At 44.5% G+C, this 12,767-nt stretch carries 10 protein-coding genes; 1 reads left to right on the top strand and 9 read right to left on the bottom strand.

The features are described from left to right. Positions 1 to 7 precede the first annotated feature (7 nt). The 3 genes from BLT41_RS03285 to acs all read right to left on the bottom strand — a co-directional run bounded on the left by BLT41_RS03285 (position 8) and on the right by acs (position 5,144). On the bottom strand, positions 8 to 2,542 hold the full coding sequence (locus BLT41_RS03285) for a cache domain-containing protein (protein WP_092158197.1): 2,535 nt from the start codon (positions 2,540 to 2,542) through the stop codon (positions 8 to 10). Between the two features lie 116 nt (positions 2,543 to 2,658). After that, positions 2,659 to 3,144, bottom strand: coding sequence for a pyridoxamine 5'-phosphate oxidase family protein (locus BLT41_RS03290; RefSeq protein WP_092158198.1), 486 nt, complete (start codon positions 3,142 to 3,144; stop codon positions 2,659 to 2,661). Positions 3,145 to 3,164: 20 nt separating this feature from the next. Continuing rightward, positions 3,165 to 5,144, bottom strand: a complete 1,980-nt coding sequence (acs, locus tag BLT41_RS03295) for an acetate--CoA ligase (RefSeq protein WP_092158200.1) — start codon at positions 5,142 to 5,144, stop codon at positions 3,165 to 3,167. Positions 5,145 to 5,368: 224 nt separating this feature from the next. Between acs and BLT41_RS03300 the strand changes: the two genes are divergently transcribed. After that, entirely contained in the window at positions 5,369 to 8,074 is a 2,706-nt protein-coding gene (locus BLT41_RS03300) for a bifunctional acetate--CoA ligase family protein/GNAT family N-acetyltransferase (RefSeq protein WP_092158202.1), read from the top strand. Positions 8,075 to 8,154: 80 nt separating this feature from the next. Here BLT41_RS03300 and BLT41_RS03305 read toward each other — a convergent pair whose 3' ends face one another. From BLT41_RS03305 to BLT41_RS03330, 6 genes are all read right to left on the bottom strand, one after another. Further along, positions 8,155 to 9,891, bottom strand: a complete 1,737-nt coding sequence (locus BLT41_RS03305; protein WP_211477645.1) for a dipeptidase — start codon at positions 9,889 to 9,891, stop codon at positions 8,155 to 8,157. A gap of 61 nt (positions 9,892 to 9,952) precedes the next feature. Continuing rightward, the gene (locus BLT41_RS03310) at positions 9,953 to 10,123 is read right to left on the bottom strand and encodes an RHS repeat-associated core domain-containing protein (protein ID WP_092158206.1); all 171 of its coding nucleotides are present in this window, start codon (positions 10,121 to 10,123) and stop codon (positions 9,953 to 9,955) included. Between the two features lie 50 nt (positions 10,124 to 10,173). Next, positions 10,174 to 10,476: a hypothetical protein gene (locus BLT41_RS03315; protein ID WP_170830296.1), complete on the bottom strand. Its 303-nt coding sequence runs from the start codon at positions 10,474 to 10,476 to the stop codon at positions 10,174 to 10,176. Positions 10,477 to 10,540: 64 nt separating this feature from the next. Then, positions 10,541 to 11,296, bottom strand: coding sequence for an RHS repeat-associated core domain-containing protein (locus BLT41_RS03320; protein WP_092158209.1), 756 nt, complete (start codon positions 11,294 to 11,296; stop codon positions 10,541 to 10,543). Continuing rightward, positions 11,283 to 11,678: a hypothetical protein gene (locus BLT41_RS03325; protein WP_092158211.1), complete on the bottom strand. Its 396-nt coding sequence runs from the start codon at positions 11,676 to 11,678 to the stop codon at positions 11,283 to 11,285. Before BLT41_RS03325 ends, BLT41_RS03320 begins: the two co-directional genes overlap by 14 nt. 12 nt (positions 11,679 to 11,690) lie before the next feature. Beyond that, positions 11,691 to 12,551: an RHS repeat domain-containing protein gene (locus tag BLT41_RS03330; protein ID WP_211477646.1), complete on the bottom strand. Its 861-nt coding sequence runs from the start codon at positions 12,549 to 12,551 to the stop codon at positions 11,691 to 11,693. Positions 12,552 to 12,767: the final 216 nt, after the last annotated feature.

Here is a 12,767-nt window from a genome sequence, read left to right on the forward strand (position 1 = left end):
AACAGTCTTAGCGATTTATAGGTAGCTGAAAAATAAATTCAGTTCCTTTGCCCGGGGTAGAGTCTACTGAGAAAGTTCCGCCGTGATTCTGAGTGATTATGAAGTATGAAACAGAGAGTCCTAAACCTGTTCCAATCCCTTTCGGCTTAGTTGTAAAGAATGGTTCGAAAACTCTCTTGCGGGTCTGTTTGTCCATTCCCGGTCCATTGTCTTTAACTTCAGTTGTTACATATCCGTCTTCTTCTTTTACTCTGATAGTGATCTGTGCAGGGGCTTCCGGATTTTCCACACTACTTATAGCGTGAGCCGCATTGCCTAAAAGATTCAGCAATACTTGTTCTATTTCAGTTGGAGCACAAACAACAAAAGGCAAATCGTTATTGTAATCTTTTACAATATTGATTTGTTTGAAGTCGTAGTTTTTCTTTAGGTTATAATCCTGCTCGGCCAGAGCCAGAGCTTTATCAACGAGATCGCTCATCTGACATGAAGTGTGGCGCACATCCGTTTTGCGGCTGAAATCGAGCATATTTGCCATTATCTTCGCGGCCCTCTCGGCAGCACTTCGTATATTGTTCAGCATTTTGAATATCTTGCGCTCTTCCATATAATTTTGCATGACTTCAAGGGAGAGTCCGCGTTCTTCAGCCGCTTTGATATTACCAGGCAAATCAGGAGAAAGGCGTCGTTCAATGTTTTGCGCGCCTTGGAGAATCCCTCCGAGAGGATTATTTATTTCATGGGCCATGCCTGCCGCAAGTCCTCCCACAGACATCATTTTCTCGGTCTGAATCATAATTTCTTCGATTTGGACGCGAGCCGTCACATCATCCAGGCGGATAACTGCTCCTTCTATGTCGTCTCCTATAAGTGGGTAGATAGTGATGTTCCCATAATGTACTTCGTTGTCCACCTTGCGGGGGGTGCGGACCCGTTCGTATGTTTTTCCGTTTTTAACGACTCGCTTTGCACGTTTTAATTCGTAAGACAATTCTGGGAAGACATTGTATAGGCGACGATTCAGCGCTTCTTCTAAAGAAAATCCTGTTGCAATTTCTGCCCCGGAGTTCCATTGGGTGACACGATCTTTGTTGTCGACCCCTACGAGAATTGAAGGCATGGAATCAATAATGTTTTTAAGGTGATTGCGAAGTCGCAGAAGTTCTTTTTCAACTCGTGCATGTTCGTTTATTTCTATTTCAAGATGTTCGTTTGTGGATGACAGCTCTTCGTTCCCTTTCTCCAGTTCTTCCACCAGATGCTCTTTTTCGAGAATGCCGCGTCTGACGGAATTTATCATTTGATTGATGACGATTCCCAGTTCTCTGGTTTCTGTGGGGCCGCCGACAGGAATGTTTGCCGCTGATATGCCGTTTTCCCCGATTGCACGGCTGGCCGCAGTTAATTTTAAAAGAGGCTGTGCAATTCTTCTTGAAAGTATAGTGGCAAAAGCGAGAGCAAGGGCAAGAAAACCCAAAGAGAGAAGAATTATTTTATTTCTGAGTTCTATTCCCGGTTGTTCTAATTCTCCTACATAAATAGAGGAACATACATACCAGTCCAGTGGTTCGAAATGTCTGACGTAGGTACGTTTTTTGAATTTAAACTCACCGAGGTGGTATGGAGGTTTATCCCACATGTATTCAAGTACTCCGGTTTTATTGGAAGACTCGATCAGCTCCTCACCTATAAGTTCTCCTGTTTCTGGATTTCGTAATGTTGAGGTGTTCATACCTGCATATGTGGGATGCACAACTAATTCTTGGTTTCCGGTAAAGATAAAGATGTATCCGCTTTCTCCAAGTTTAATCTTTGCCAATGAGACTTGCAGTTCATGCAGCATTGCATCAAAGCGTTTGCGAACATCCGTTTCAATGTCATCTACGTAAACGCCGGACCCTATAATCCAGTTCCATTCTTTAAAAATTTTAACGTACGAAATTTTAGGCTGGTCTTCGGTTAGGCCGGCAGGACTTGGCTTAGGCCATAGATATTCGACGTATCCGGCCCCCTTTTCTTCGCATATGTCTCTGGAGGCTGCGAATAGATTTTTGCTATTACCTGATGCGGTGTTGAAGCTAGGATCATCCAAAATTTTGCCGTCAAGTTCCGGCAGTGTTGTGTGCATTATCATGCTTGGGACAGGCTTCCCAGTGTCGTTAATCCAGATATAGCCGACCCCGTTGTCATAGCTCATATTTTTAAGCTGTTCGAGACTGAGAGTCTTGGCTTCCTTCTCTGTAAGTGTGCCTTGTTTATATTTTTCATAATTTAAAAATACAGCTGCGTATGCTATACCTACAATGTCTTTTAGCTCACTCTTGCGGCTTTCAAGGGTGGCTTTTTCAAAAAAGAGTAAGCTTTGGTACTCGTTTGAGACATTGAGCAGAGTTGAATCGATGAGAGCTTGTGCATTGTTGTATTCAGACTGGTATACTGAGTTAGTTACTTCTCTTTGCGCAAAGAAAGTAATCCCCGCGGTTGTTATGATAACAAGCCCGGCGACAAAAAGGAGTATAATTGCTCTCATGGATTTAAACATACCGTCTTCTCTCTTCGTGCAAATGAGGCTGATGAATCTAGTGAGTCGATGATCTTTTTTATTATTAATAAACAATAATAGCTAGATACTTATGTTTGTATGATATCATATAGCTGTTATGAGGTAAAATCGTTTAGAGGCTTTTTCGTCAATTTTGTTCGTATAAAAGCCTTGTCAGGGCCATCGAGAAGCTGAAAAGATTCGGCTTTTATCCTGATAATTTCACATTCCGGTCCCGAGAAAAGATCCGCGATGTTCGAGTTCTCTTTGGAGATAAGTTCTATAATATCAGCGCGTTCGCTGATGGATGAGATGGGAGTATGTATGCCTGTTATGGTTAATGCTTTTATTTCTCCCTGTCGTTTTTCAAGTTTACCGTCCCGGTCATCGATAAGCAGGCTCACTTGTGGGTTTTTCTCGATATTCTTCCATTTGTTGCTGTTTTTGCGGCTGATCATGTATATCTCAGACGCATCGTCGGAGTTGGCATAAGTCATAAGCGAGGAAAGAGGGTAGGGTTCTCCCTGTGTAGAGAGAACCAGAATATTATTGTTTCTGATGAGTTCAAGGCAGGTTTCGAGTTTGTCCTTTTCGTTTGGCATGTATCCTTACCTGAGTTGTTTTATTCAAACAGGACTTTTTGTCCTTCTATCAACTGACTGATAACAGAAGAGTCTGAGAGCGTTGAGGTGTCTCCGAATTCGTTTTCTCCGGCTGCAATTTGACGAAGAATTCTGCGCATGATTTTTCCAGAGCGTGTTTTAGGGAGTCCTTCGGAGAATTGTATGGTCTCCGGAACAGCAACCGCTCCGATTTCTTTGCGGACCCAGTCACGAAGAATCTTGCCCATTTCTTCGTCTTCATCGAGGCCGGGACGCAGGGTTACGTATGCATATATGGACTGTCCTTTAATCTGATGTGGAACACCGACTACAGCCGCTTCAGTCACATCGGGATGAGCAACAAGGGCTGATTCAATTTCCGCAGTTCCGAGCCTGTGGCCTGAGACGTTTATAACATCATCAAGTCTGCCCATAATCCAGAAGAAACCGTCTTCATCAATCCGTGCGCCGTCTCCGGTTTCATACATGCCGGGGAAACGTTCGAAGTATGTCCTGTTATATCGTTCGCGGTCGTTGTTTATAGAATGCAGCATTCCCGGCCAAGGATCTGTGATAACCAGATGTCCGCCCTCGTTCACTTCTGCGGGAGTGCCGTCACTGCGGACTACTGCGGCATTGATTCCGGGCAGCGGTTTTGTGGTGGAGCCCGGTTTAAGCGTGGTCGCATAGGGCAGCGGAGAAATCATGATGCCACCCGTTTCTGTCTGCCACCATGTATCGAGCAGTGGCAGTTTTTCTTTGCCCACATGGGTATGGTACCACATCCAGACTTCCGGGCTGATTGGTTCTCCGACGGTTCCGAGAATTCTAAGTGACGAGAGGTCGTATTTTTCGGTCCACTGCCTGCCCTCCCGCATAAGCGCTCTTATGGCTGTGGGGGTGGTATAGAAAATATTTACGCCAAATTTATTTATGATGTTCCAGAACCTGTCCGGCTTCGGATAGGTCGGGACTCCCTCAAACAGTAAGGTTGTAGCTCCGAGAGCGAGCGGTCCGTATACGGTATAACTGTGGCCTGTGACCCAGCCGATATCCGCCGTGCACCAGTGAACATCGTCTTCTTTAAGATCGAAAACCCACTGAGAAGTGTGTGCCACACATGTGAGGTATCCCCCGACTGTATGAACTACCCCTTTGGGCTTTCCGGAGCTGCCGGATGTATAAAGAATAAAAAGTGGGTCGTTTGAGTTTAGAGGAACAGGTTCGCAGCAATCAAGGATATCATCAGCAGCCATTTCTTCGTGCCACCAAGTATCTCTGCCTTCGATAAAGTTTATTTTCTCACCGGTTCTCTTGACGACTATGACTTGTTCAATCGACGGGCATGAAAACAGAGCTTCATCCACATTCTTTTTCAGGGGAATTGTTTTTCCGCCTCTGAGTACGCCGTCTCCTGTAATCAGGACTTTGGCATCGCAGTCAAGAATACGGTTTTGCAGGCTGATTGCTGAAAATCCGGCAAAAACAATGGAGTGTACAGCGCCGATACGGGCGCAAGCAAGCATGGCTATAACCAGTTCAGGAACCATAGGTAGATATATTACGACCCGGTCTCCTTTGCCGATACCCATTTTTTTCAGAACATTGGCAAATCTGCACACTTTGCGATGCAGCATCTGGTAAGTGAAAACAAGTACATCTTCTTCCGGTTCGCCCTGCCAGATGAGCGCGGCTTTATTTCTGCGTCCGGCTGTCAGGTGACGGTCCAGGCAGTTGTATGAAGCGTTGAGTCGTCCGCCTTCAAACCAGCTGTATTCATGTTTTTCAGGGTCGGAGACGAGAGTCGTGCGAAAATCACGGTTCCAGTGGAGTAGTTCCCGCGCTCTTTCCGCCCAGAATCCTTCGGGGTCTTTTACTGCTTTTCTGCAAGCTTCGTCATATTTTTCCATGCTTCCGATAAAAGCCTGATTTTGCATATCTGCAGGCGGATCAAAGGTTCTTTGTTCCGTCATCAAATTCTCGATGGATTTTTCACTCATATTTTTACTCTGATATTTCCTGTCTTTTCGGGGGTTGTGCACCTCAACTCAATATATACTCTGTTTCTATCGGGATGGATAGTGCTGAACTCGTAATTTCAATCCTGATAATTTTCTGTTACCACTAAAACTCAAGGTAGTTTATGCTTGATAATGGTTTCAATACATAGGTATGACGATATTAGAGCTGTTTTTCATCTTCTGAATATTAAAAAGAGGCTTTCATGAGTGTTGTTAATCTGGGATTCCTTTTTCAGCCTAGGTCCGTAGCCGTTATCGGTGCCACCAACGAGCCTGGTAATCCGGGCAATATTCTCATGCGCAATCTCATGGGAGGCGGGTTTCTCGGTCCGGTCATGCCTGTAAGTACGGATGCGGAAGCCATTTCAGGGGTTCTCACATATAAAGACGTGGAAGCTCTGCCTAAAGTTCCTGATCTGGCTATTATCTGCCGCCCTTTGGCAGAATGTCCGGAGCTGCTCATAAAATTACGTAAAAGAGGCGTAAAAGCTGCTGCCTTGATTGGTCCCGGATTCAGTGAAATGACCGAAATGGAAAGGGGTAAGCTCAGCAGAGAACTTTTGAAAGCCGCGAATTCTCCACAGATGAGGATTTTAGGTCCGAAAAGTCTGGGATTTATTATTCCATCTTTGAATCTGAATGCCAGCATAGCTCCTCTCCCTGCAAAGGCAGGCAAAATAGCATTTGTTTCACAGTCTGACAGTTTTATTCCGACAGTTCTCGACTGGGCGCATACTAACGATATCGGTTTTTCCCATGTGATATCTATGGGAAGCCGAATTGATTTAACTTTCGGAGATGTTCTTGATTATCTGGGGTCTGATTCTCAAACCCGCTCTATTCTGCTCTATATTGAGTCAATTAACGATGCCAGAGACTTTATGTCCGCTGCCCGTGCAGCGTCCCGCAACAAGCCTGTACTGGTAATTCGTCCCGGTCTTGCCTTGCAGCAGGTGACGCAGGAACTGTCTCAGCTTGGTAATACCATGAGTGCAAGGGCAGATGAAGTTTTCGATGTTGCTTTCCGCAGGGCCGGAATGTTGCGAGTGCAGACCATTGATGGTCTTTTCGATGCAGCCCAGACTCTAGCCAGTCTTCGACAGCCTGTTCGCGGTAATCGCTTGGCAATTCTTGCAAACGGTACAAGTGCAGGGCTGACAGCCGCAGACGGACTTATCAGCCGCGGCGGCAAGCTGGCTAAGATTTCAGATGAGACAATAGAGAAGCTTGATAAACTTTTTGCAGGAAGATGGGGCAAAGCAAATCCGGTCAGTGTGGGTTTTGATACTTCGGGGGAAACATATCTTGAAGCTGTTAAAATTCTTATTAAAGATAAGGATGTGGACGCAGTTTTAATTGTCAATGTTCCTTTTTCAGGTCTTTCAGGGGTGGAAACAGCTGAAACGATAGCCAAGGGGCTTAAAAAAATCAGACGTATGGTTCTGACCGCGTGGCTTGGTTCAGGTATGTCCCGTAAAGCCAGAAAAGTTTTTTCTTTTGCGGGAATACCGACTTATGAAAGTGCAGATCAGGCTGTGCGCGCGTTTATGTATATGGCTGAGTATCAGCGAAATCAGGAACTACTGACTGAAACACCGGATTCTCTGCCTTCTGACTTTTTTCCCGATACTACTTCCGCCCGTGAGATTGTCCGCAAAGCTCTTACACAGGGCCGTGAATCCTTAAATGAGCCGGAGTCCCATAAAGTCCTTGCGGCTTACGGTCTTCCTGTCGTTGAAACCAAAATAGCTGTTTCAGCGCGTGAGGCCGTTATTGCTGCGGATGAACTGGGTTGTCCTGTTGCTCTTAAAATTCGGTCCCCTCAAATCAGCCAGCCCTATGATGTGGGCGGCGTTGTTCTCGATCTCGACAGTCCCGAAAAAGTCTGGGAGACAGCGGCGAATATGTTGACCCGTGTGAACAGACAAAGACCTGATGCCTATATTGAAGGATTCACTGTTCAGAAAATGGGCAGAAGATCCAGAGCACATGAGTTGTTTATTTCAGCCTCTGTCGATCCTACTTTCGGGCCGATTATTCATTTCGGACATGGCGGAATGACCAGAGAGGTTGTTCGGGATCAAGCCATCGCAATGGTGCCGCTTAATATGAGTCTGGCCCGTGAACTTATCAGCCGGACCCGTATTTTCAGGCTTTTATCAGGAACACCTACTCAGCCTCCCGTGGATATTGAAGATCTTTGTCTGACTCTTATTCAGGTATCGCAGCTTTTCATTGATATTCCACAAATTGTGCATCTTGATATCAATCCGCTTTATGCTGATGATACCGGAGTTCTCGCTTTGGGTGCGAAGGTAAGGATTGCAGAATGCGGGGAAAATTGTCCCGAACTGGCAATCAGACCTTATCCTAGAGAGCTTGAAGAATGTGTGGTGCTGAGAGACAGCAGACAGGTAACATTACGTCCCATAAGACCAGAGGATGAGCCTGCACATTATGTCTTTTTAGATCAGGTGTCGGATGAGGATATGCGGATGCGCTTTTTCGGAGTGGTCCGCAGGGATTTCGACCATAAAGATATGTCACGTTTCACCCAGATTAATTATGATCGCGAAATGGCTTTTATTGCCACAGCGATAGGGCCGAAAGGAATACCGGAAACATTGGGTGTTGTGCGAACATCAACCAAGCCGGATAATTCAGAGGCAGAATTTGCTATATTGGTCAGGTCCGATCTTACGGGAACCGGTCTTGGCAGTATGCTTTTCCATAAAATTATCCGGTACACCCGCGAAAGGGGAACTCATTGGCTGGTTGGGCAGACTTTGTTTGAAAACAAAGCAATGCAGGGGTTGTCGCGTAAGTTCGGATTTGAGATCAGCGAAAATTATGAAGAAGATCTGGTTGAAATGAGGCTGGATTGTTCTAAAGATCCTGAGAAGAAATAGTTTATACGTATCTTTTTTTACTTAAGTATTAATAATTAAAAACCCGGCCTTGAATAAGTTCAAGGCCGGGTTTTATTGTTTTAATGTTCTCCGGGATGTTTGGCGTAGGTCAGCGGACCTTTTTCATATCCGACTTGTTTCAGCCACCATGCCGGATAGAATACGGACTGGGCAATTCCGGCAGAAGTGTTGAGATAGCCGTCATTGTATTTGATGTAGAGATGTTCGGACAGCTTCCACCATTTGTTCAGCACTTTTTGAGCATTATCGTCACAATATTTTGTGAGCATTTCTTTTGCTTCGGCCTTTTTTTTGTTTTTGATCAGACTGAGTGCGGTCTGCTCAATTCCTAATTGTCTACCGAATGCTTCCGCCTCAAAACGATCACGCACAGAGTGAATGTCTTTTATCATGAAAGAATATTTGAGCATTGCATAATTGGCGACGTAGTTGAAAGCGGTCCACATGCTGTTGCGGTCGAATTTTAGAATGTCACCCTGTTGCAGCGGGGCGGGCAGGTTGTTAACTCCGGCATAAAAAGGCATCAGACAGGCCGTTGCCGGACGGTCCGGTCCATACCATGTTAATCCGCCTATGGAGTCAGGAAGCCACTTGCGGGACTGGTTTACGTAGGCATAAACACATCTGTAAATGTTCAGCGGACGTTCAAAGGCTCCTTTGACAGTGCTGAGTTCACCTTCCTTTTTGGAAACGGATTCGGCTTGCCCCTCAAATCGGTTGGGATCGTTAAAAGGTCCGGCAGCCAACCCTTTTGTCAGGTCGAATTCAGTACCTTCGTAGTTGTCTCTGTGAATAGTAAAAATATTTTCTACACTTAGTTTATTATCGGGCTTGATTGCGAAGGGGTATTTTTTTGTTAACGGACCTTTCACCCACGCTGAAAGTTTTTTGGAAGGTGCAACAAGGGATTGCGCTCTCCAGACTCTGCGTAATGAGTAATAGGGGTGATGATATTCACCGTCACCATATGTTTTAGTCCAGTCCAGCGGGCCGTTTTTAGGTGACCACCAGCCCTTTTCTTTTGCTGCGGAGAATACATTTTTGGAATGCATCATGTCCCGCGAATCTCTTATATCGCGGATGCGGAACTGATTTGCAGCTACAAAAAAACTGTCGTCAGGAACGCGCTGGGCAACCCATACACCGCCTGTTCCATCCTTTTCATAGCCGCACATTTCCATAACCCATCCTTCTTCGGTGTCGGCAACAAGAAGTGTTTCTCCTGTTCCGTAATAACCGTATTTATCGATGAGTTTGCCCATAAGTTTTACGGCTTCGCGTGCTTTTGTGCATCGCTCTAAAGCGACCCGTGAAAGTTCAGAGGAGTAGAATAAGCGTTTACCCGGAGCAGGTTCCGGCTCGACTTTAGCCTTATCAGTACATTCTCCGATAGAAAGCTGGTGTTCATTCATAATGCCGTAGTTGGCATCAAAATATGCGTAGGTATGTTTAACCTGCGGGATATACCCGATGGGGACGCTGTGTGTGTAGCCTGCTGTGTCATAACCGGGGCCGCGGTCCTTTGCTACAAGGCGTTGAGTTTCGCTCCCGCCCCATTCCGGTTTGTATCCCAGAGAGCAACCGTCGTAATATACAGCACGCATGCTCCCTTTTTTATGGTCCATTGCGGGGACATAAATAAGTCGTCCGTCTCCGAGGCCGTCATCTGAGTGCGAAACCATTACAGAGCCGTCAGCAGAAGCTTTTTTACCTGTGAGAGTGGTTGTGCATGCTGCCGCAGGATATGTTGCAAGCAGTAAAGCACCAACTACAAAGGTCAGCAGAAATGTTTTCATAATGAACCTCATGACAAGTACTGAAATTGAAATAATTATTTTTTAAATCAAGTCTGTCATATCATATGAAAGAATGGGGTTCAAATGTTGAGGTAATATTTTTGTAAGTATGGGAGGGATGAAAAAGCCCCGTCCGGTCATGAAAATTAATCGGATCGTCGAGGCAGTAGCCATAAACATCCACATCCTCGCCAGCTAAACCGATTGGGTCGGGGGTTATGAACCTGCCGATGGTGGGGTCGTATTAAAAAAATGCCCCGACCGAAGTCGGGGTTGATGTAATTAATTCTTATCACTCTTAATATTTTTTAATTCAGGATGCCTGTCATAGAAACCTTTTAGAGGTTCCAACAGATCCTTGCAATTGGGGCAAAGTTCGTTTTTGGGAGCTTCTCCTATACCAAAAGTAGTTTCACATTTTGGACAGATTGTGTCTTCTAATTCTACCATTTTGTTTGGTAATTTTGGTTTATAAAAAAGACTGTAGCCGATCAGGATTAGCCCTATAATCGTCATAGTCCAACGGCCAGCCAGCCCTACAGGGTTTCCCTTTATATGAGTCGTCGCTGTTTCTGAAAAAGGCATACTCCAACAAAGAAGGAAGAACCCTAATAAAATGCTAATTGCTTTGGAAAAGTATGATCGTATTTTATTTTGATGATTTTTTATTTGTTGAATGTTCATTTTTTTTCACACCATTTGATTTTGAAATAAGTTTTTTAATATTATTATATGCTTCCATACTTGCTTCTCCTGCGGCTTCCGCAACAGAGTTCGGAGCTGTGGCAAGTCCGTCTTCAACAAGTGCTCCCTTTGCAAAATCTAATAAAGTTTGTGCTCCTGGAGTCGTAGCTATCTTAGTTGCAACAGATGCCGCTGCACTTGAAACAGCAGGGCCGGCTGCGACTCCCGAAGCTAAAGCAATAGGCAGCGCCCCTACCCCGAGAGTTATCTTAGTATACTTTCGTAATTCTTTATTATTTTTAAATTCATCTACAGTTTTCCCAACAGCCTCATCCGCTGCATCTGCCCCTTTATCAAGAGCTTTTACCGCAGCTTTTCCACCTTCGGCAGTAGCTTTTTTAATGCCCTTAATGCTTTTTTCCGTTGCCCCTTCAAGTCCTTTCGGGATTGCAGTTGAAGCTTTACGTAATCCTGAGATTATTTTTGAAAAAGCTCCTTTTTTCTTTTCTTCACTCTTCCCAGCCAATCCCGTCCGGTCATGAAAATTAATCGGATCATCGAGGCAATACCCATAAATATCCACGTCCCCGCCAGCTAAACCAATTGGATCGGGTGTTACGAACCTGCCGATGGTGGGATAGTATTCGCGATATCTGTGGTCAAAATAGCAATCCCCGCACTTTTGGGGTACGGGGATTACTAGACGGTTATTCTGGTTTATGGTTCAAATTTATATCTTCCATATTCGGTATTTGTTTGTGATCAATTTTATTGTTTTTTATTATAAAAAGATCAAATGAATCTAGCCCGCTAGTCATATAGCCGGATGATATATTTATACGTTTACCTGATTTAAGAGTCGCGTTTACTTCATAGTGCGAATCTCCAAGAATCAAATATTTCCCATAGATAATTTTCTTATCTGGAATATGGGGTAAAGAGAATATAAGTTCTCTTATTTGGACTGTTGATTTCGTTATATCTTCACCACTTTGATTTTCTATAAAAATAAATCCGTAATTATCCTTAGGTAGCATTTCGTTAATGCATCCACCAATCCATGCTGCAAAAAATATTGAAATAAAGTAAAAAATTATTTTCATTTTTTACTCTCTTTACATGTCATTATAAGGATTTACATCAACTTCATTCTTAGGTTTCTTTTGAAGTTTACTACGGTCTACAGGCCTTTTTTCTGATGAGGCAGCCCGACCTTCTGCATTATTTTTGAGATCCATCATTGCTTCCCCCCATGGTTGACCTTTCTTTACTAGGCCCTCTATTTCATGTGCAACACCGAATGCCCATGCTCTGGCAGAACCAAGCTCGTTAGTCATACGTCTACTCCATTCAGCGTGACGCATCGCGTCTCCTTCATTATTATGATTCCCTTTACCCCTCTTTTTTACCTCTTCAATTGCGATTTCGGTAGCTCGTTTGAATCCTGGAATTTTTTTGATAATTTTATCTGAATAACTTTCTTTTTCTTCATTTTCACTCTTTCCAGCAAGCCCCGTCCGGTCATGAAAATTAATAGGATCATCGAGACAGTAGCCATAAACATCCACATCCCCGCCAGCTAAACCGATTGGATCGGGTGTTATGAACCTGCCGATAGTGGGACAGTATTCGCGATAGCCGAAGTGAACGAGTCCGGTCTCTTTATCTGTTAGTCCCGCGGCGAATCCTAAACACACTTCTAAGCTGATCCCGCTATCGAGCAATACATTACCAAACGAATCATATATAATCCGCTTTACATCATAACCTCTTTCGTCCGCAACCATGAAGATTGTGCCGACCTGATTTGTCGCAAAAAGGAAGGTGCGTCCTTCAAAAGTCATGCTGACGGGATCACCTTCTTCATTATAGGTGAACACTTTCGGGTGTAATCCTTCCCCGTCTGTCACGGCAACCAGCGTAGTCAAATCCTGCCAGAGATATTTTTCTAAGACCTTGCCCTGTGAAAAAAGCAAAAAAATACCACGTTAGATCCTTAAGCTTAATCAGGTGCAAGTGATGGACTTAACCTGACGGGGTGAAGGATCGAACATGGTATTTGTTACGGACTGTCCGTGAGGACGTTCCGGACACCTCCCGATTTGATGTCTTACTAGCTAAATCGGTGAATTATTATATTTCTTTAGCCTGCTTGCAAAAACATGCTTCCGGTATGTATGGTATCTTTATAA

It is taken from the genome of Maridesulfovibrio ferrireducens, assembly GCF_900101105.1.
In the GTDB taxonomy this organism is placed as follows: domain Bacteria; phylum Desulfobacterota; class Desulfovibrionia; order Desulfovibrionales; family Desulfovibrionaceae; genus Maridesulfovibrio; species Maridesulfovibrio ferrireducens.